This window comes from Wenjunlia vitaminophila DSM 41686 (genome assembly GCF_000380165.1).
Lineage (GTDB): Bacteria > Actinomycetota > Actinomycetes > Streptomycetales > Streptomycetaceae > Wenjunlia > Wenjunlia vitaminophila.
The window spans coordinates 17,883-37,637 of the sequence record NZ_KB904647.1 but is presented as its reverse complement, the minus strand read 5'-3'; the positions used below and the strand labels follow the sequence as shown (position 1 = coordinate 37,637).

At 71.6% G+C, this 19,755-nt stretch carries 17 protein-coding genes; 14 read left to right on the top strand and 3 right to left on the bottom strand.

Annotation, left to right across the window (positions count from 1 at the left end; all coding sequences use genetic code 11):
• Positions 1-39 precede the first annotated feature (39 nt).
• The 9 genes from A3IG_RS0103650 (at position 40) to A3IG_RS0103610 (ending at position 10,402) form a co-directional block, all read left to right on the top strand.
• Positions 40-792: a YebC/PmpR family DNA-binding transcriptional regulator gene (locus tag A3IG_RS0103650; RefSeq protein ID WP_026219862.1), complete on the top strand. Its 753-nt coding sequence runs from the start codon at positions 40-42 to the stop codon at positions 790-792.
• Between the two features lie 154 nt (positions 793-946).
• On the top strand, positions 947-1,546 hold the full coding sequence (ruvC, locus tag A3IG_RS0103645; protein ID WP_018382186.1) for a crossover junction endodeoxyribonuclease RuvC: 600 nt from the start codon (positions 947-949) through the stop codon (positions 1,544-1,546).
• Complete coding sequence (gene ruvA / locus A3IG_RS0103640) at positions 1,543-2,163, top strand: Holliday junction branch migration protein RuvA (RefSeq protein ID WP_018382185.1); 621 nt, start codon at positions 1,543-1,545, stop codon at positions 2,161-2,163. The genes ruvC and ruvA overlap by 4 nt, the downstream gene beginning before the upstream one ends.
• A gap of 43 nt (positions 2,164-2,206) precedes the next feature.
• Positions 2,207-3,277 (top strand): Holliday junction branch migration DNA helicase RuvB, encoded by a 1,071-nt coding sequence (ruvB, locus tag A3IG_RS0103635; protein ID WP_018382184.1) that lies wholly within the window; start codon positions 2,207-2,209, stop codon positions 3,275-3,277.
• Positions 3,278-3,495: 218 nt separating this feature from the next.
• Complete coding sequence (gene yajC / locus A3IG_RS0103630) at positions 3,496-4,029, top strand: preprotein translocase subunit YajC (RefSeq protein ID WP_018382183.1); 534 nt, start codon at positions 3,496-3,498, stop codon at positions 4,027-4,029.
• 107 nt (positions 4,030-4,136) lie between these two features.
• Positions 4,137-5,918: a protein translocase subunit SecD gene (secD, locus tag A3IG_RS0103625; RefSeq protein WP_018382182.1), complete on the top strand. Its 1,782-nt coding sequence runs from the start codon at positions 4,137-4,139 to the stop codon at positions 5,916-5,918.
• A complete protein-coding gene (gene secF, locus A3IG_RS0103620; protein ID WP_018382181.1) occupies positions 5,918-7,084 on the top strand; it encodes a protein translocase subunit SecF in 1,167 nt (388 codons plus the stop codon). Before secD ends, secF begins: the two co-directional genes overlap by 1 nt.
• A gap of 9 nt (positions 7,085-7,093) precedes the next feature.
• Positions 7,094-7,666 carry an adenine phosphoribosyltransferase gene (locus tag A3IG_RS0103615; RefSeq protein ID WP_018382180.1) on the top strand — a complete coding sequence of 191 codons (573 nt, stop codon included), beginning with the start codon at positions 7,094-7,096 and terminating at the stop codon, positions 7,664-7,666.
• Positions 7,667-7,843: 177 nt separating this feature from the next.
• Positions 7,844-10,402, top strand: coding sequence for a RelA/SpoT family protein (locus A3IG_RS0103610; protein ID WP_018382179.1), 2,559 nt, complete (start codon positions 7,844-7,846; stop codon positions 10,400-10,402).
• A 66-nt stretch (positions 10,403-10,468) separates the two neighbouring features.
• Here A3IG_RS0103610 and tsaA read toward each other — a convergent pair whose 3' ends face one another.
• The 3 genes from tsaA to A3IG_RS0103595 form a co-directional block, all read right to left on the bottom strand.
• Complete coding sequence (tsaA, locus tag A3IG_RS0103605) at positions 10,469-10,873, bottom strand: tRNA (N6-threonylcarbamoyladenosine(37)-N6)-methyltransferase TrmO (protein ID WP_018382178.1); 405 nt, start codon at positions 10,871-10,873, stop codon at positions 10,469-10,471.
• Positions 10,874-11,021: 148 nt separating this feature from the next.
• On the bottom strand, positions 11,022-12,251 hold the full coding sequence (locus A3IG_RS0103600; protein WP_018382177.1) for a DUF349 domain-containing protein: 1,230 nt from the start codon (positions 12,249-12,251) through the stop codon (positions 11,022-11,024).
• 293 nt (positions 12,252-12,544) lie between these two features.
• Positions 12,545-13,393: a peptidylprolyl isomerase gene (locus A3IG_RS0103595; protein WP_018382176.1), complete on the bottom strand. Its 849-nt coding sequence runs from the start codon at positions 13,391-13,393 to the stop codon at positions 12,545-12,547.
• A 169-nt stretch (positions 13,394-13,562) separates the two neighbouring features.
• On the opposite strand from A3IG_RS0103595, the gene A3IG_RS0103590 reads away from it, so the two are divergent.
• The 5 genes from A3IG_RS0103590 (at position 13,563) to A3IG_RS0103570 (ending at position 19,578) form a co-directional block, all read left to right on the top strand.
• On the top strand, positions 13,563-14,279 hold the full coding sequence (locus A3IG_RS0103590) for an MBL fold metallo-hydrolase (RefSeq protein WP_018382175.1): 717 nt from the start codon (positions 13,563-13,565) through the stop codon (positions 14,277-14,279).
• A 12-nt stretch (positions 14,280-14,291) separates the two neighbouring features.
• Positions 14,292-15,566 carry a histidine--tRNA ligase gene (hisS, locus tag A3IG_RS0103585; RefSeq protein ID WP_018382174.1) on the top strand — a complete coding sequence of 425 codons (1,275 nt, stop codon included), beginning with the start codon at positions 14,292-14,294 and terminating at the stop codon, positions 15,564-15,566.
• On the top strand, positions 15,563-17,341 hold the full coding sequence (gene aspS / locus A3IG_RS0103580) for an aspartate--tRNA ligase (protein WP_018382173.1): 1,779 nt from the start codon (positions 15,563-15,565) through the stop codon (positions 17,339-17,341). The genes hisS and aspS overlap by 4 nt, the downstream gene beginning before the upstream one ends.
• A gap of 162 nt (positions 17,342-17,503) precedes the next feature.
• A complete protein-coding gene (locus A3IG_RS0103575) occupies positions 17,504-18,151 on the top strand; it encodes a vitamin K epoxide reductase family protein (RefSeq protein ID WP_018382172.1) in 648 nt (215 codons plus the stop codon).
• Positions 18,152-18,207: 56 nt separating this feature from the next.
• On the top strand, positions 18,208-19,578 hold the full coding sequence (locus A3IG_RS0103570; protein WP_018382171.1) for a replication-associated recombination protein A: 1,371 nt from the start codon (positions 18,208-18,210) through the stop codon (positions 19,576-19,578).
• Positions 19,579-19,755: the final 177 nt, after the last annotated feature.

The window sequence follows — 19,755 nt, the reverse complement described above, 5'->3', positions numbered from 1 at the left end:
GTTCGACTGGACAAGTGGTGACGCGAAGGAGACAGGCTGATGTCCGGCCACTCTAAATGGGCTACGACGAAGCACAAGAAGGCCGTGATCGACGCCAAGCGTGGCAAGCTCTTCGCGAAGCTGATCAAGAACATCGAGGTGGCGGCCCGCACCGGCGGCGGTGACCCGGAGGGCAATCCGACGCTGTACGACGCCATCCAGAAGGCCAAGAAGAGCTCGGTCCCCAACGACAACATCGAGCGGGCCGTCAAGCGCGGTTCCGGTCTGGAGACCGGCGGCGCCGACTACCAGACCATCATGTACGAGGGGTACGGCCCCAACGGCGTGGCCATGTTGATCGAGTGCCTCACCGACAACCGCAACCGCGCGGCCTCCGACGTGCGGGTGGCCATGACCCGCAACGGCGGCTCGATGGCCGACCCCGGCTCGGTGTCCTACATGTTCTCCCGCAAGGGCGTGGTGATCGTCCCCAAGGGCGACCTGACCGAGGACGACGTGCTGGGCGCGGTCCTGGACGCGGGCGCCGAGGAGGTCAATGACCTCGGCGAGTCCTTCGAGGTGGTCAGCGAGGCGGGGGACCTGGTCACGGTGCGCAAGTCGCTCCAGGACGCCGGGATCGACTACGACTCCGCTGACGCCAACTTCCTGCCCAGCGTGCAGGTCGCGCTGGACGAGGAGGGCGCGCGGAAGATCTTCAAGCTGATCGACGCCCTCGAGGACAGCGACGACGTGCAGAACGTCTTCGCCAACTTCGACGTGCCGGACGAGATCATGGAGAAGATCAGCGCCTGACCGCGACCCGGGACACCACATGACGGACGGCCACCTGCCGGGCGTTCCACGGGGCCGGCGTGCACGAGGGCACGCCGGCCCCGTGGCGTGCCGGGGCGCTGTCGGTGCCGGCCGGTAGCCTGCGCGAGGACGCGGAAGGTAAGGGGGAGTCAGCGTGCGGGTGCTGGGAGTGGACCCGGGGCTCACCCGCTGCGGGGTCGGCGTGGTGGACGGCACCCCGGGGCGGCCGTTGCACATGGTCGCCGTGGGTGTGGTGCGTACCGCCGCCGACCTCGACATCGGGGAGCGCCTGCTGTTGGTCGAGCAGGGACTCGAGCAGTGGCTGGACGAGCAGCGGCCCGAAGCCGTCGCCGTGGAGCGGGTGTTCAGCCAGCACAACGTCCGCACCGTGATGGGCACCGCGCAGGCCAGCGCCGTGGCCCTGCTGTGCGCCACCCGCCGGGGGCTGCCCGTGGCGCTACACACCCCCAGTGAGGTCAAGGCCGCCGTCACCGGCACGGGACGCGCGGACAAGGCGCAGGTCACCTCCATGGTCACCCGGCTCCTGAGGCTGTCGGCGCCGCCCAAGCCAGCCGACGCGGCGGACGCCCTGGCGCTGGCCATCTGCCACATCTGGCGCGGGACCGCGACCGGCCGGCTCGCCGCCGCGGTGGCCGCCGCCCGTTCCCCGGCGACCCCTGCCGGCACACCGTCGTACGGTGCCGGCCAACAGCGCGGCCGGCAACCCAGGACCCACCCAGGAGCACCTTCATGATCGCGTTTGTCAGTGGCCGGGTGGCGGCCGTCGGCCCGGACACCGCGGTGATCGAGGTCGGCGGTGTCGGGATGGCGGTGCAGTGCACCCCCGGCACGCTGGCCACCCTCCGTGTCGGGCAGACCGCCCGCCTGCCCACCTCGCTGGTGGTCCGGGAGGAGTCGCTCACCCTCTACGGCTTCGCCGACGACGACGAGCGCCAGGTGTTCGAGTTGCTCCAGACGGCGAGCGGGGTAGGGCCGCGGCTCGCCCAGGCGATGCTCGCCGTGCACACCCCCGACGGCCTGCGCGCCGCGTTCGCCGGCGGGGACGAGAAGGCCCTCACGGCGGTGCCCGGCATCGGCAAGAAGGGGGCGCAGCGGCTGCTCCTCGAACTGAAGGACCGCCTCGGCGACCCGGTGGGCTCCGGCCGGCGGCCGGTCGCCGTCGCGGGCCCCGCGGGATGGCGGGACCAGGTCCACTCCGCGCTCGTCGGCCTCGGGTACCCGGCCAGGCAGGCCGACGAGGCGGTGGCCGCGGTGGCCCCGGAGGCGGACGCCGCGGTGGCCTCGGGAGCCTCCCCCGACGTCTCGGCGCTGCTCCGGCTGGCACTGCGAGGGCTGGGCCGCGCCCGCTGACGAGCCCCGCACCGACCGTGCTCCGTCTACCGAAAGACCGACCATGAACTGGGACGACACCGCATCCGACACCACCCAGGGCCAGCCGGGCGCCCCCGGGGAGCGACTGGTGGCCCCCTCCGCCGACCGGGAGGACCAGGCGGTGGAGGCGGCGCTGCGCCCCAAGGACCTGGCCGAGTTCGTGGGCCAGGAGCGGGTCAGGGAGCAGCTCTCGCTCGTGCTCAGGGCGGCCAGGCAGCGGGGCGCGAGCGCCGACCACGTGCTGCTCTCCGGCGCGCCAGGACTGGGCAAGACCACCCTTTCCATGATCATCGCAGCCGAGATGAACGCCCCGATACGGATCACCTCGGGGCCGGCCATCCAGCACGCCGGTGACCTCGCAGCGATCCTGTCCTCGCTGACCGAGGGCGAGGTGTTGTTCCTGGACGAGATCCACCGGATGTCCCGGCCCGCCGAGGAGATGCTCTACATGGCGATGGAGGACTTCCGTGTGGACGTGATCGTGGGCAAGGGCCCGGGTGCCACCGCCATCCCCCTGGAGCTCCCCCCGTTCACCCTCGTCGGGGCGACCACCCGGGCCGGGCTGCTGCCGCCGCCGCTGCGGGACCGTTTCGGCTTCACCGCCCACATGGAGTTCTACGCCCCGGCCGAGCTGGAGCGGGTGCTGCACCGCTCCGCCAGGTTGCTGGACGTGCCGCTCGAGGCGGAGGGGGCCGCGGAGATCGCCGGACGGTCCCGGGGGACGCCCCGCATCGCCAACCGGCTGCTCCGCAGGGTCCGGGACTTCGCCCAGGTCAAGGCGGACGGTGTGATCACCAAGGAGGTGGCGGCCCGGGCCCTGGACATCTACGAGGTGGACGCCCGCGGACTGGACCGGCTGGACCGCGCGGTGCTCGAGGCGCTGCTGAAGCTGTTCGGCGGTGGCCCCGTGGGGCTGTCCACGCTGGCCGTGGCCGTGGGGGAGGAGAGCGAGACCGTCGAGGAGGTGGCCGAGCCCTTCCTGGTGCGCGAGGGGCTGCTCGCCCGCACCCCCCGGGGGCGGATCGCCACACCGGCGGCCTGGGCCCACCTGGGACTCGCCGCGCCGCAGCGCGGACTATTCGGCCAACCGTGACACCATGGGAGGAGAAGACGCGGAGGTGGCCCCCGCCGCCGCGCTCCGAGAACGGTGCCGCACCGGCTCGCCCCCAGGGGAACTGGGATGCGATGCTTGGCGTTGTTCTATGACGGCGAAGTCCCCTAGACTCCGCCGACGCCGCCCCTGACCGGACGGTCCCCCCACATCCCCACAGACCGGCCGCCTAGGGCGGCCCCGTGAAGGACTTCCTGACCGTGGATATCGTCGTCACTCTCCTCCCGTTCATCGTGCTCGTCGGCGCCATGTGGCTGATGACGCGTTCGGCCAAGAACAAGCAGCGTGCCGCGGCGCAGCTCCGCGAGGGCGTCCAGCCAGGGACGGGGGTACGGACGATCGGCGGTCTGTACGCCCGCGTCAAGGAGACGCGAGAGGACACGGTGGTCCTCGAGCTGGCTCCCGGCGTCCACGCCACCTTCGCCAAGAACGCCGTGGGTGCGGTCCTCGAGGACGACGAGTATGACCGGATCGTCAACGGCACCATTGAGGACGAGGCCCTTGCGAGTGATGATCTCGGTGAGGGACTGACCGTTCCGGACAGCCCGGCGGGCCTCGGCTCCGTGGACCTGGGCAAGGACTCCGCGGTCCGGGCCGATGACGGTGCCGAGGACGAGGTGCGGGACGACGCGGCGGACGAGGACCCGGACGAGTCCGAGCCGGCGGGCGCCGGGTCCCGGAAGAACGCCGGGCGTGCCGGCAAGGACGACGAGGAGGGCCCTGCGGGCGTCTAGACGCCGGCCGGTCGCTCAGGTTCGGCCGAGCAGGTCCGCACCAACACTTCGTGATCGCCCCGTGAGCCCCCGCTCCCGGGGCGGTTCGGACAGGGAGAATCGAGAAGGTGGCAGCACCCAAGAAGGGCCGCTCCCAGCAGAGGCCAGGGACCGCCCTGGCCGTGATCCTGGTGACGATCGTGGCGCTGGTGGGGGGCATGTTCCTCTCCGGGGAGCACACGCCGCGCCTGGGCATCGACCTCGCCGGCGGCACCAGCATCACCCTGGCCGCCAAGAGCGAGCCAGGTCAGGAGAACGCGGTCAACAAGACGAACCTCGAAACCGCCGTCAACATCATCGAGCGGCGGGTCAACGGGGTCGGGGTGACTGAGTCCGAGGTCCAGACTCAGGGCGACAAGCACATCATCGTCAACATCCCCAAGGGCACCAACGAGCAGCAGGCCAAGGAACAGGTCGGCAAGACCGCGCGCCTGTACTTCCGCCCCGTGCTGGCCATCACCGAGGCCAATCCCGCACCCGCCGCGTCGCCCTCGGCGAGCACGTCGGGCAAGGCCACCAAGAAGCCAGACGCCGACAAGGACGCGAAGAAGGGCGACGACGCCAAGGACGCGGGCGAGAAGGCCAAGGAGAGCTCGAGCTCGTCGGCGAACCCCAGCTCCACCACCCAGGGCCGGGCTGTCTCCGAGGCCCTGACCAAGGACGACGCCTCACCCAGCACCACCCCGTCGCAGAGCGCCAAGGCGGAGGACAAGGGCTCCTCGACCCCGTCCCCCGCGGCCACCGACGGCCTGGACACCACCGTCACCCCCGAGCTCCAGAAGCAGCTCGACGCGGTGACCTGCGCGAAGAACAGCAAGCCCCCGCTGGGCAAGCCCGACCAGCCGATCGTGGCCTGTGGCACCGGTGACGACAAGGGCTACAAGTACGCGCTGGGACCGGCCGCCGTGGACGGCACGGACCTCGACGGCGCCGAGGCCTCCTACGACCAGCAGCGGGGCACCTGGCAGGTGAACCTCGAGTTCGACGGCAAGGGCTCCAAGAAGTTCGCCGACGTCACCGGCGAGCTGGCCAAGAACGCCGAGCCCAACAACCGGTTCGCGATCGTCCTCGACGGCGACGTGGTCTCCTCCCCCTCGGTCTCCTCGAGCATCGCCGGCGGCCGGGCCGAGATCAGCGGCAGCTTCACCCAGCAGCAGGCCAAGGACCTCGCCAACGTGCTGTCCTACGGCGCGCTCCCGCTGTCCTTCCGCACCGAGGACGTCACCGAGGTCTCCGCCGCGCTCGGCAGCGACCAGCTCCGCGGCGGTCTGATCGCCGGCGGCATCGGCATGGCGCTGGTCATCCTGTACTCGCTGGCCTACTACCGGGGCCTCGCCTTCGTCTCGGTGCTCAGCCTCGGGGTCTCCGCGATCCTGACCTACACGATCATGACGCTGCTCGGTCCCGGCATCGGGTTCGCGTTGAACCTGCCCGCGGTCTGCGGTGCCATCGTGGCCATCGGCATCACCGCCGACTCGTTCATCGTGTACTTCGAGAGAATCCGGGACGAGATCCGTGAGGGCCGCTCGCTGCGGCCGGCGGTGGAGCGGGCCTGGCCGCGCGCCCGGCGCACCATCCTGGTGTCGGACTTCGTGTCGTTCCTCGCCGCCGCGGTCCTCTACATCGTCTCGGTGGGCAAGGTGCAGGGCTTCGCCTTCACCCTGGGCCTGACCACGCTGCTCGACGTCGCGGTGGTCTTCCTGTTCACCAAGCCGATGATGACCCTGCTGGCCCGCACCCGGTTCTACGGCCAGGGCCACAAGTGGTCCGGGCTCGATCCGACGCGGCTGGGCGCTCCGGCGCCGATCCGCGGCCGACGCCGTCCCATCACCCCCCTGAAGGAGGCCTGATGTCCCGGCTGGGCAGTCTCGGCGAGCGGATGTACCGCGGCGAGGTCTCCTACGACTTCGTCGGGAAGCGGAAGCGCTGGTTCGTGCTCTCGCTGGTCATCACCGTGGCCGCGATCGTGGGGTTGATCACCCCCGGTCTGAGGATGGGCATCGAGTTCTCCGGCGGCGCGGTCTTCACCGTCCAGAAGAACGACCAGAAGATCTCCCAGGAGGACGCCAGGAAGGCGGCCGAGGAGATCACCGGTCACACCGCCATCGTGCAGAAGCTGGGCAACGACAAGCTGCGCGTCCAGATGAGCGAGCTGGACACTGCCGAGGCGGACCACGCGAAGAAGGAGTTCGCCAAGGACCTCGGGATCAAGGTCGAGCAGGTCGACGCCCAGGTGATCGGCCCGAGCTGGGGCAAGGAGATCTCCCGCAAGGCGTGGCAGGGCCTGGGGATCTTCCTGGTCCTGGTGGTGATCTACCTGGCCATCGCCTTCGAGTGGCGGATGGCGCTCGGTGCCCTGCTCGCCCTGATCCACGACCTCACCATCACCGTCGGGGTCTACGCCCTGGTGGGTTTCGAGGTGACGCCGGGCACGGTGATCGGTCTGTTGACGATCCTCGGTTACTCGCTCTACGACACCGTGGTCGTCTTCGACACGATCAAGGAGAACACCAAGAACATCACCAGTCAGAGCCGCTTCACCTACTCCGAGGCGGCCAACCTCGGCCTGAACCAGACCCTGATCCGCTCGATCAACACCTCGATCGTGGCGCTGCTGCCGGTGGGTGCGCTGCTCTTCGTCGGCGGAGGCCTGCTCGGGGCCGGCATGCTCAACGACATCGCACTGTCGCTGTTCATCGGCCTCGCCGCGGGTGCCTACTCGTCGATCTTCATCGCCACCCCGCTGATGTCCTGGCTGAAGGAACAGCAGCCGGAGATGAAGGACCTGGCCAGGCGGGTCGCCGCCCGCCGCGCCTCGGACCGGGCCAAGGGCAAGGACCAGGGCGACTCCCAGGACGGGCCGGCCGGCGAGCTGGAGACGATCTCGCTGGCCAAGGGCCCCGAGGACGCCGAGCCACCGACGGCGACCGCCGGAGTGGGGCCGCAGCGGGGGCAGCGCCGGCAGCCGGTCAACCGAGGTCGCAGCAGGAACCGACCGTCCGGGAAGCGACGCTGAGGGGGGACGATGAGCGCCACAGAAACCACCGGCCAGCCGGTCCCCGTGGACCTGGGCACGCTGCTGACCAGCCGCATCCGGGACGTCCCGGACTACCCGCGCGCGGGCGTGGTCTTCAAGGACATCACCCCGCTGCTCGCCGATGCCGCGGCCATGACGGCCCTGGTGGAGGCGCTGGCCGCGCTGGCCGTGCGGCACCAGGTGGACAAGGTGGTGGGCCTGGAGGCCCGCGGCTTCATCCTGGCGGCGCCGGTGGCGGTACGGGCGGACGTGGGTTTCGTCCCGGTCCGCAAGGCCGGCAAGCTCCCCGGGGAGTGCCTGTCCCAGGCGTACGCCCTGGAGTACGGCACCGCCGAGATCGAGGTCCAGCGGGACGCCTTCCTGCCCGGTGAACGGGTCCTGGTGATCGACGACGTGCTGGCCACCGGCGGTACCGCCGAGGCGTCGGTGGAGCTGGTGCGGCGCGCCGGGGCCGAGGTCGCCGCGCTGGCGGTGCTGATGGAGCTGGCCTTCCTCCAGGGCAGGACCCGCCTGGAGACGGTGCTCGCCGGGGCACCCCTGGAGGCGCTGGTCACCGTCTGACCGTGACCGTCCGACCCCGTCGGGCAGTTCTCCTGCGCAGCGGGCGCCCCCGGCGGGCGCCCGCTGTCGTGGCACCCCGGAGCACCACAGGCGCTTTTCCGTCCTCGATCGCTACCATGGAGAACCGGACCCTCCCTCCCGCGGGCCCACAGCGGGAGGGGCCGAGGAGGAGTTCCCTTGCCCGACAAGGCCCAGCCCGTGGCACCGACGACGCCGGAAGCCGGTGGCAGGCAGCATCCGGCGCCCGGCGCCACCGGTGGTCCCAACCCGCCCGGACGGACCGCCCCGGAGCGTGCCGTCCAGAGCCGTGGCACCCAGGACCGCCAGGTCCCTGAGCGTTCCGCCCGGGAGCACCCCGCCCTGGACCGCGGACCCCAACCGGCCCGGTCGCTGGACGCCGCCCGCGCCCGGCCGGCACTGACCGGCGCGTCGGTGACCCGCCAGCCGTCCTCGAACCGTGTCCGGGCCCGTCTCGCCCGCCTCGGCGTCCAGCGCAGCAGCCCGTACAACCCGGTGCTCGAGCCGTTGCTGCGCATCGTTCGCAGCAACGACCCCAAGACCGACCTGCGGCAACTCGAACGGGCCTACCAGGTCGCCGAGCGCTGGCACCGCGGGCAGAAGCGCAAGAGCGGGGATCCGTACATCACCCACCCCCTCGCCGTCACCACGATCCTCGCCGAGCTGGGCATGGACCCGGCCACCCTGATGGCCGGCCTGCTGCACGACACGGTCGAGGACACCGAGTACGGCCTGGACGCGCTGCGTCGGGACTTCGGCGAGCAGGTGGCCCTGCTGGTGGACGGCGTCACCAAGCTGGACAAGGTCAAGTTCGGTGAGGCCGCGCAGGCCGAGACGGTGCGCAAGATGGTCGTCGCCATGGCCAGGGACCCCCGGGTGCTCGTGATCAAGCTGGCGGACCGGCTGCACAACATGCGCACCATGCGGTACCTCAAGCGGGACAAGCAGGAGAAGAAGGCCAGGGAGACCCTGGAGATCTACGCCCCGCTGGCGCACCGGCTGGGGATGAACACCATCAAGTGGGAGCTCGAGGACCTGGCGTTCGCCATCCTCTACCCCAAGATGTACGACGAGATCGTCCGTCTGGTCGCCGAACGGGCGCCCAAGCGCGACGAGTACCTGGCGGTGGTCACCGACCAGGTCCAGCAGGACCTGAGGGCGGCGAGGATCAAGGCGACCGTCACCGGGCGTCCCAAGCACTACTACTCCGTGTACCAGAAGATGATCGTGCGGGGGCGGGACTTCGCGGAGATCTACGACCTGGTGGGCATCCGGGTCCTGGTGGACAGCGTCCGGGACTGCTACGCCGCACTCGGCACCATCCACGCGCGGTGGAACCCGGTCCCCGGCCGGTTCAAGGACTACATCGCGATGCCCAAGTTCAACATGTACCAGTCGCTGCACACCACGGTGATCGGGCCCAGCGGCAAGCCGGTCGAGCTCCAGATCCGCACCTTCGACATGCACCGTCGCGCTGAGTACGGCATCGCCGCGCACTGGAAGTACAAGCAGGAGGCGGTCGCCGGGGCCTCCAAGGTGCGCACCGACACCCCGCGGGCGCCGCGCAAGGGTGACAAGGGCGACACGGTCAATGACATGGCGTGGCTGCGCCAGCTCCTGGACTGGCAGAAGGAGACCGAGGATCCGGGCGAGTTCCTGGAGTCCCTCCGCTTCGACCTGTCGAGGAACGAGGTCTTCGTCTTCACACCCAAGGGTGACGTCATAGCGCTGCCCACCGGCGCCACCCCGGTGGACTTCGCCTACGCGGTGCACACCGAGGTCGGTCACCGCACCATCGGGGCGCGCGTCAACGGCCGGCTCATCCCGCTGGAGTCCACCCTGGACAACGGCGACCTGGTGGAGGTCTTCACCTCCAAGGCGGCCGGGGCGGGGCCCAGCCGGGACTGGCTCGGCTTCGTCAAGTCCCCCCGGGCCCGGAACAAGATCCGTGCCTGGTTCTCCAAGGAGCGCCGCGAAGAGGCCATCGAGCAGGGCAAGGAGGCCATCGCGCGGGCGATGCGCAAGCAGAACCTGCCGATCCAGCGGGTCCTCACCGGTGACTCGCTGGTCACCCTGGCCCACGAGATGCGGTACCCCGACATCTCCGCGCTGTACGCAGCGATCGGCGAGGGGCACGTCGCGGCGCAGACCGTGGTGCAGAAGCTGGTGCAGGCGCTCGGCGGCGAGGAGGGCGCCACCGAGGACATCGCCGAGGTCACCACCCCGTCCCCGCGCAGCCGGCGGCGCCGCCCGGTGGGTGACCCCGGCGTGGTGGTCAAGGGCACCGACGACGTCTGGGTGAAGCTCTCCCGTTGCTGCACCCCGGTGCCGGGCGACCCGATCATCGGCTTCGTGACCCGGGGGAACGGCGTGTCCGTGCACCGCGCCGACTGCGTCAACGTCGACTCGCTCGCCCAGGAGCCAGAGCGGATCATCGACGTGGAATGGGCCCCCACCCAGTCCTCGGTGTTCCTGGTCGCCATCCAGGTGGAGGCGCTGGACCGGTCCCGGCTGCTGTCCGACGTCACCAGGGTCCTGTCCGACCAGCACGTCAACATCCTGTCCGCGGCGGTGCAGACCAGCCGGGACCGGGTGGCCACCTCCCGGTTCACCTTCGAGATGGGTGACCCCAAGCACCTGGGTCACGTACTGAAGGCGGTGCGCGGGGTGGAGGGCGTCTACGACGTGTACCGCGTCACCTCCGCCCGGGCCCGCTGACCCACGCGCCGCGCGCCTCCGGTCCCCCCGGGGGGGCGGTGCCGGCGGGTCCCCTGGAGACGCCCGTCAGCGGTCCGCGGTGAGCAGGGGTTTGACGTCCAGGACCGGGGTCCCGTCGAGGGCTTCGAGGTTGCGGACGTGGACGCGGGGCCCCGCCACGGCGAGGACGTGGACGACGTGCAGCCCGATCGGGTTGGGGCGGTCGGGGGCGCGGGTGGCGAAGACCCCGGTGACTGGGCGGGCGGCGTCACCGCGCGGGCGGACGGCGAGCGTGTCGCGGTCGGCACGGTCCAGCCAGGTGAGCAGGAGCACGTCGCCGCCCGGGGTGAGGCCGTCCAGGGCGGGCAGGTACCGGTCGTCGAAGACCAGCCAGGCGTCGGGGGCTCCCTCGTCGGGTTGCCGTGGCGCTGCCGCCCGGTCGGTCAGCTCCGACTCGACCCGCCCGACCGGGCGCAGCACGTACTCCGTCACGAATCCCTCGTCCCTCTCGAACGGCCGTCCCGACGGGCGCGGTCCGCGCCCGCTGCGCTCCGCCGCCGAACTCCACGGCGGAGCCCTGCTGTCGGCCGGCCTCCGGGCAGGGGCCGAAAGCCCCTGCCCGGAGGCCAGCCCCCGGAGCTCAGCCGCTGAACTCCTGCAGGCCCTTCTGGGCCTGCTCCAGCAGGGCCTGGCGCCCCATGAGCTCCGTCTCGAGCTTGGCTGCCCTGGCGTCGTTGCCCGCGGCGCGGGCCTGCTCCACCTGGGAACGCAGCCTGTCCACGGCAGCCTGCAACTGGCCGGTCAGACCCTCGGCCCTGGCCCTTGCCTCAGGGTTGGTGCGCCGCCACTCGGCCTCCTCCGCCTCGTGGATGGCCCGCTCCACGGCGTGCAGCCGGGCCTCGATGCGGGGCCTGGCGTCCCTCGGCACATGGCCGATCTGCTCCCAGCGCTCGTTGACCGAACGGAACGCCGCCCTGGCCGCCCTGAGGTCGGTGACCGGCAGGATCTTCTCCGCCTCGACGACCAGCTCCTCCTTGCGGGTCAGGTTCTCCCGCTGTTCGGCGTCCCGTTCGGCGAAGGTCTCCGACCGCGCCTGGAAGAAGACGTCCTGAGCGCTGCGGAAACGGTTCCACAGCTCGTCCTCGGCCTCCCGCTGGGCCCGGCCGGCCGCCTTCCACTCGGACATCAGCTCGCGGTAACGGGCCGCGGTCGGCCCCCAGTCGGTGGAGCCCGACAGCGCCTCGGCCTCGGTGACCAGCTTCGCCTTGCGCCGCCTCGCCTCCTCGCGCTGGGCGTCCAGCGAGGCGAAGTGTGCCTTGCGGCGCTTGGAGAACGCCGAACGGGCGTGGGAGAACCGGTGCCACAGCTCGTCGTCGCTCTTGCGGTCCAGCCGCGGCAGACCCTTCCAGGTGTCCACCAGGGCCCGCAGCCGCTCCCCGGCCACCCGCCACTGGTCACTCGCGGCGAGCTGCTCCGCCTCCGCGACCAGCTCCTCCTTGGCCCGACGGGCCTCGTCGGTCGCCCTGGCCTTGAGTGCCTTGCGCTCCTCCCGCCGCTCCTCGACCACGCTGACCAGCGCGTCGAGCCGCTTGGCCAGGGCGGCCAGGTCGCCCACCGCGTGGGCCTGGTCCACCGTGGCACGCAGGTGCTCGATCGCGGCCAGTGCGTCCTTCGGCGACAGGTCAGTGGTCTGCACCCGCCGCTCGAGGAGGCCGATCTCGACAGCAAGTCCTTCGTACTTGCGCTCGAAGTAGGCGAGGGCCTCCTTCGGGGAGCCCGCCTGCCACGATCCGACGACACGCTCGCCGTCGGCCGTACGCACGTACACGGTCCCCTGTTCGTCGACGCGGCCCCATGGGTCGCTGGTCACAGCGCCTCCTCCTACGTGATGTCCGAGTGGTGCCCCACACGGCCATCGTCCACAGTTCCGCCCTCCTCGCCCCCTACGGACCAGGAGGGGTCTTCGGCACGAACGCCCTGCACAACGCCCAACATAGGCGAACGGCGGTGGGGCTGTCCGCATCCCGCACGGCCGAAGTTTCTCGCGGGCGGTGCCGTGCGGCGGGCCCGTCCCCCGAGCCGACCCGCCCCGCGGCGGCCGGCGCCGGTCCGTGCGCCGGGCCAGGTCCGCCCGGCGCACGCCGAAGCGTCCGGTCCCGCGGCTCAGTCCTCGCGGGCCACGACCGTCGCCTTGTCGATGACCACCGTGGCGTTGGGCGCCCCGTCCGGCATCCCGGTCTGGGTTCCCGCCTCAGCGATCTTCTTCAGCACGTCCATCCCCGCGGTGACCTTCCCGAACGGTGTGTAGTCGGGGGGCAGCTCGCTGTCCTGGTAGACCAGGAAGAACTGGGAGCCACCGGTGTTCCGGCCCTGCTTGGTGGTGCGGTCGTACCGGTTGGCCATGGCCACCGTGCCGGCCGGGTACACCCCGCCCTTGACGGAGGGGTCGTCCAGGTTCTCGTCGGGGATCGTGTAGCCGGGGGTGCCCGGTCCGGCGCCGCCGCCCGGGTCGCCGCACTGCAGCACGTAGATCCCGTCGGTGACCAGGCGGTGACAGGGGGAGTGGTCGAAGTACTTCTGCCCGGCCAGGAACGAGAACGAGTTCACGGTGTGCGGGGCCTTGGCCGGATACAGCTCCATGGCGATCTCGCCGCAGCTCGTGTCCAGCGTCATGGTGTACGTGGCCTTCTTGTTCACCTTCATCGCCGGCTCCTCCTTCCACGACTTGGTCGAGGGGGTGCCCTTGGCCGGCTCGGCGCACGGGTTCTTGGGGGGCGCGCTGGACGCGGAAGGGGAGGGGGACGGGGACTGCTTCGCCTCGGTGCCCTCGTCGTCCCCGCCCACGGCGGCCACCGCGACGGCCGCGGCCCCCGCGGCAAGGGCCACGGCGAGTACGGTGGCGATCACGACGTTGCGCCGCTTCGCCCGTTCCCGCTGTGCGCTCCGCCGCTGCTGCTGGCGCTGGAACTTCTCGCGGGCGAGTTGCCGTCGCCGCTGCTCCTTGCTGACCACCGACTCGGTCCCCTTCTCACTCGGTGTGCTCCGCACCGCGGATCGGCCGCCTCGGCCGGTTCGGCGCACAAGTGTAGGCACGGGGCGCGCGATCTGGTTCGCGATGGGCCCGTTGCCGCCGGTAGGCTCTTGAGCCTCACGAGCCACCACCGACGATCAGAGGACGAACGTGCTCATTGCCGGGTTCCCCGCCGGGGCCTGGGGGACCAACTGCTACCTGGTCGCCCCAGCCGCGGGCGAGGAGTGCGTGATCATTGATCCGGGGCACGAGGCCGCCCCCGGTGTCGCCGAGCTGGTCCGCGAGCACCGGCTGAAGCCCGTCGCCGTCCTCCTCACCCACGGTCACATCGACCACGTCGCCTCCGTGGTCCCGGTGTGCGGGGCACACGACGTCCCGGCCTGGATCCACCCCGAGGACCGCTACATGATGAGCGACCCGGCGAAGGCGATGGGCCGCGCCATCGGGGCCCGGCTGATGGGGGAGATCACCGTGGGCGAGCCGAGCGACGTCCGCACCCTCACCGACGGCCACACGCTGCGCCTGGCCGGCATCGAACTCACCGTCGCGCACGCCCCCGGCCATACCAAGGGGTCGGTGACCTTCCGGCTGCCCGAACACCAGGACGTCCCCCAGGTGTTCTTCTCGGGCGACCTGCTGTTCGCCGGCTCCATCGGACGGACCGACCTGCCCGGCGGCAACCCCCTCGAGATCCTCCGGTCCCTGGCACGGGTGTGCCTCCCACTGGACGACTCCACCGTGGTGCTGTCCGGGCACGGACCCCAGACCACCATCGGCCGCGAACGCGCCACCAACCCCTACCTGCGGCAGGTGGCCGCCGACGCGGAGGGGCAGCCCAAGCCGGCGCCCCCGCAACGAGGATTGTGACGAGTCTGCACCGTGAGCACGTTCCAAGGCCCCAAGGGCACCTACGACCTGATCCCCCCCGACTCCGAAGTCTTCCTGGCGGTCCGCGAGGCGCTCGCGGCACCGCTGCGCCGCGCCGGCTACGGCTACGTGGAGACCCCGGCGTTCGAGCACACCCCGCTGTTCGCCCGGGGCGTCGGTGAGTCCACCGACATCGTGACCAAGGAGATGTACACCCTCACCACCAAGGGCGGCACCGAGCTCGCCCTGCGTCCCGAGGGCACCGCGGCGGTGCTGCGCGCCGCCCTCCAACGGAACCTGCACCGCGGTGGCCTCCCGGTCAAGCTGTGGTACTCCGGTTCCTACTACCGTTACGAGCGCCCGCAGGCCGGCCGCTACCGCCACTTCTCCCAGGTGGGTGCCGAGGCCCTGGGCGCCGAGGACCCGTACCTGGACGCCGAGCTGATCCTGCTGGCCGTGGAGGCCTACCGGTCACTCGGCCTGCGCGACGTCCGGCTGCTCCTGAACACCCTGGGCGACGCCAACTGCCGCCCCGCCTACCGGGCCGCGCTCCAGGAGTTCCTCCGCGGCCTCGACCTCGAGGCGATCGACCCCGACGGGGACACCCGCCGCCGGATCGAGATCAACCCGTTGCGGGTGCTGGACGACAAGCGCCCCGCGATGCGGGCCCTGCTCGAGGGCGTCCCGCTCATGCGCGACCACCTGTGCCAGGAGTGCAAGGCGTACCACGAGCAGGTCCGCGACCTGCTCGGCGCCGCCGGGGTGGGCTTCGAGGACGCCCCCGCACTGGTGCGGGGCCTGGACTACTACACCCGCACCACGTTCGAGTTCGTCCACGACGGTCTCGGCGCGCAGTCCGCGGTCGGGGGCGGCGGTCGCTACGACGGCCTGTCCGAACTCCTCGGCGGTCCCTCCCTGCCATCGGTCGGCTGGGCCCTCGGGGTGGACCGCACCGTGCTGGCGCTGCAGGCAGAAGGCGTGACGCCGCAACCACCCTCCCCGGTGGAGGTCTTCGCGGTGCCGGTGGGGGAGCAGGCCAGGCGGGTGCTGTTCGGTGTCCTCACCGAGCTGCGCCGGGCCGGCGTCGCCGCGGACTTCGCCTACGGCGGCAAGGGCCTGAAGAACGCGATGAAGTCCGCCAACCGCTCGGGGGCGCGGCTTGCCGTCGTCGCCGGCGAACGGGACCTGGCCGACGGCGTCGCCCAGCTCAAGGACCTGGACAGCGGCGAGCAGCACCCCGTGGCCCTGGACGCCCTCATCACCACGATCAAGGAGAAGTTGCAGTGATCCGCACCCATGACGCCGGGGCGCTCCGCGCGAGCGACGCCGGCACCACCGTGACGCTCGCCGGGTGGGTGGCCCGGCGCCGGGACCACGGGGGTGTCGCGTTCCTCGACCTGCGGGACGGTTCCGGAACGGTGCAGGTCGTCGTCCGGGACCTGGACTCCGTGCACGGGCTGCGCGCCGAGTACTGCGTCAAGGTCGCCGGCGAGGTGCGGATCCGCCCCGAGGGCAACGAGAACCCCGAACTGCCCACCGGCGCGGTCGAGGTGGTCGTGTCCGACCTCACGGTGCTGTCCGAGGCGGCTCCGTTGCCGTTCCCCGTGGCGGAGTACGAGCCGGGTTCGGTCAACGAGGAGGTGCGGCTGAAGTACCGCTACCTCGACCTGCGGCGGGAGGGCCCCGCGCGGGCCCTGCGGCTGCGCTCGAAGATCACCCACGTGATCCGCACGGTGATGGAGGAGAACGGCTTCCTCGACGTGGAGACGCCGTACCTCACCCGGTCGACCCCCGAGGGCGCCCGTGACTTCCTGGTGCCGGTCCGGCTCCAGCCCGGTAGCTGGTACGCCCTGCCGCAGTCCCCGCAACTGTTCAAGCAGTTGCTCATGGTCGCCGGCATGGAGCGCTACTACCAGATCGCTCGCTGCTTCCGGGACGAGGACTTCCGCGCCGACAGGCAGCCGGAGTTCACCCAGCTCGACGTCGAGATGTCCTTCGCCGAGCAGGAGGACGTGCTGGACGTCGGCGAACAGGTCATCGCGCGGGTCTGGAGGGAGGTGCACCAGCACGAGGTGCCCCGCCCGCTGCCCCGGATCACCTACGCCGAGGCCATGGCCAGGTACGGCTCGGACAAGCCGGACGTGCGGTTCGGCCAGGAGCTGGTGGACCTCACCGGGTACTTCGGCGGCACCTCGTTCCGGGTGTTCCAGGCCGAGCACGTGGGCGCGGTGGTGATGCCCGGCGGTGCCACCCAGACCCGCAAGGAGCTGGACGCCTGGCAGGACTGGGCGCGGGCCCGCGGCGCCAGGGGCCTCGCGTACGTGTTGGTGGACGCGGAGACCGGGGAGCTGCGCGGGCCGGTGGCCAAGAACCTCTCCGAGGAACACCTGGCCGGGCTGGTCGAGGCGGCCGGTGCCGCCCCGGGCGACGCGATCTTCTTCGCCGCCGGCCGCAGGACCCCGTCGCTGGAGCTGCTGGGAGCCGCCCGGCTGGAGATCGGCCGGCGCTGTGGCCTGATCGACGAGTCCGCCTGGGCGTTCCTGTGGGTCGTGGACTTCCCGATGTTCGAGGCGGTGGAGGACGACAAGGGCGAGTTCGCCGGGTGGACGCCACTGCACCACCCGTTCACCGCGCCCAGCCCGCAGAGCCTCGACACCTTCGACAAGGACCCGGGCAGCGCCCTGTCCAACGCCTACGACCTGGTGCTCAACGGTTCGGAGATCGGCGGCGGCTCGATCCGCATCCACGACCGCGCGGTCCAGCAGCGGGCGTTCGCAGCGATCGGCCTGTCCGAGCAGGAGGCCCTGTCGCAGTTCGGTTTCCTCCTCGAGGCGTTCAACTACGGTCCGCCACCGCACGGCGGCATCGCCTTCGGCCTGGACCGGATCGTGGCCCTCGCCGCCGGGGTGGAGACGATCAGGGACGTGATCGCCTTCCCGAAGACCTCGACCGGCGGGGACCCGCTGACCGGGGCGCCCACCCCGATCACCCCGGCACAGCGCCGGGAGGCCGGGGTGGACGCCCGGCCGCAGGACGCGGCGACCAAGGTCGCAGGGGACTAGTCCCCGATCGGCGGGACGGCCCCGCCACGACGCCGGCGGACGACCGGTGCCGTGGCGGGGCCCGTCACTCCCGGGGGTGAACTGCCCTCGGGCCGGCACCTCACCGGGGGCGTTACCGTTGGGCAGGGTGGGACTGCTCACACGGAGAACGGAAGGTGGCGGATGACGACCACCACGCTGGACACTGCCCCGGTCACCGACCAGGAGCCGGCCGCCCCGACGATCGGCGCCGGGCGTGCCTTCGCCTGGCTCCTGGTGGTGACCGGATCGGTGGGTCTCCTCTCGGCGTTCGTGCTCTCCATCGAGAAGATCAAGCTGCTCGAGGACCCGTCCTACGTGCCGAGCTGCAGCATCAACCCGGTGCTGAGCTGCGGCTCGGTGATGCAGACCGACCAGGCGCAGGCGTTCGGCTTCGCCAACATGTTCATGGGGCTCGCCGGGTACGCCATGGTGGCCCTGGTCGGTGCCGCACTGCTGGCCGGTGCCAGGTTCCGCCGGTGGTTCTGGGGCGGGGTGCAGCTCGGCACCCTCTTCGGCGTCTGCTTCATCCACTGGCTCATCTACCAGTCCCTGTACACCATCGGGGCGCTCTGCCCGTACTGCATGGTCGCCTGGGCCGCCACCATCCCGATGTTCGTCTACGTCACCCTGCACAACCTCCGGACGGACGTGATCCCGCTGGGCGCGCGCGGCAGGCGGGCACTGGCGGTGGCGTCCGAGTTCCACTGGCTGATCACGTTCACCTGGTACCTGGCGATCGCCATGCTGATCCTGACCCGTTTCTGGTCCTACTGGCGCACCCTGCTGTGAGCCGGCCCCCGGTCGGCCCGGTCAGGTAGTCGGTCCGGTGTCCTAGGCTTCCCGGTGTGGAACCCGACCTGTTCACCGCCGCGGCAGAGGCCCGCGCGGAGAAGGAGCCCGGCCGCAGCCCCCTGGCCGTCCGCATGCGCCCGCGCACCCTGGACGAGGTGGTGGGGCAGCGGCACCTGCTCAAGGAGGGCTCGCCCCTGCGCCGCCTGGTCGCCGAGCCGCAGGGCGGGCCCGCGGGTCCTGCCTCGGTGATCCTGTGGGGGCCGCCCGGCACCGGCAAGACCACCCTGGCCCACGTGGTCAGCCGCGTCACCAACCGTCGCTTCGTGGAACTGTCCGCGATCACCGCGGGGGTGAAGGAGGTCCGAGCGGTCATCGAGGCGGCCAGGCGGGACAGCGGCGGCTACGGCAGGGACACGGTCCTGTTCCTGGACGAGATCCACCGGTTCAGCAAGGCCCAGCAGGACTCGTTGCTGCCCGCGGTGGAGAACCGCTGGGTGACCCTGGTCGCGGCGACCACGGAGAACCCCTACTTCTCGGTGATCTCCCCGCTGCTCTCCCGTTCGCTGCTGCTCACCCTGGAGTCCCTCACCGACGAGGACCTGCGGGGGCTGCTGCACCGGGCGCTGTCCGCCGGGCGGGGCCTGGACGGCGCGGTCACGCTCGCCCCGGACGCCGAGGAGCACCTGCTGAGGGTGGCCGGCGGGGACGCACGGCGCGCGTTGACGGCGCTGGAGGCGGGGGCCGGCGCGGCGCTGGCCAAGGGCGAGACGACGATCTCCCTGGCCACCCTGGAGACCGCGGTGGACCGGGCGGCGGTGACCTACGACCGCTCCGGCGACCAGCACTACGACGTGGCCAGTGCCCTGATCAAGTCCATCCGGGGTTCCGACGTGGACGCGGCGCTGCACTACCTGGCGCGGATGGTGGAGGCGGGAGAGGACCCGCGGTTCATCGCCCGCCGGTTGATGATCTCGGCGAGCGAGGACATCGGGCTTGCCGACCCCGGGGCGCTGCAGACCGCGGTCGCCGCGGCCCAGGCGGTGCAGATGATCGGGTTCCCCGAGGCGCGGATCACCCTGGCCCAGGCCACCATCGCGTTGGCCCTGGCCCCGAAGTCCAACGCGGCGGTGCTGGCCGTCGACGCCGCGCTGGCCGACGTCCGCAAGGGGCTCGCCGGCCCGGTCCCGACCCACCTGCGCGACTCCCACTACCGCGGCGCGAACAGCCTCGGACACGGCCGGGGCTACCAGTACCCGCACGACGTGCCGGGCGCCGTGGCCGCCCAGCAGTACGCGCCGGACGCGGTCCACGGCAGGCGCTACTACCAGCCGACGCGGTACGGCACGGAGGCCCGCTACGCGGACGTCGTCGAGCGGCTGCGCCGCCGCCTGGCCGGAGAGGGCGAGGAGCAGGCGCCGAGCTGACCCGTCCGACCCGGGTGCGGGGGGCGCCGTGGAGGAACAGGTCCCCGGACGCGTTACTCTCTATAGGATTCGTGCGCGCCCGACCCCTGGCAGGTCCGGGCGCAGGCTTCACTCCGAGGGCGCGGCTGACCCGGCCTCCCGAGCGCCCGCCACCGGCGGGCGGTCGTGGGCATGGGG

Bases quoted from the DNA above. Each gene is read 5' to 3' on its own strand.
- secF (WP_018382181.1), top strand. From the start codon at position 5,918: ATGTCCCGGCTGGGCAGTCTCGGCGAGCGGATGTACCGCGGCGAGGTC.
- ruvB (WP_018382184.1), top strand. From the start codon at position 2,207: ATGAACTGGGACGACACCGCATCCGACACCACCCAGGGCCAGCCGGGC.
- A3IG_RS0103650 (WP_026219862.1), top strand. From the start codon at position 40: ATGTCCGGCCACTCTAAATGGGCTACGACGAAGCACAAGAAGGCCGTG.
- ruvA (WP_018382185.1), top strand. From the start codon at position 1,543: ATGATCGCGTTTGTCAGTGGCCGGGTGGCGGCCGTCGGCCCGGACACC.
- A3IG_RS0103615 (WP_018382180.1), top strand. From the start codon at position 7,094: ATGAGCGCCACAGAAACCACCGGCCAGCCGGTCCCCGTGGACCTGGGC.
- A3IG_RS0103575 (WP_018382172.1), top strand. From the start codon at position 17,504: ATGACGACCACCACGCTGGACACTGCCCCGGTCACCGACCAGGAGCCG.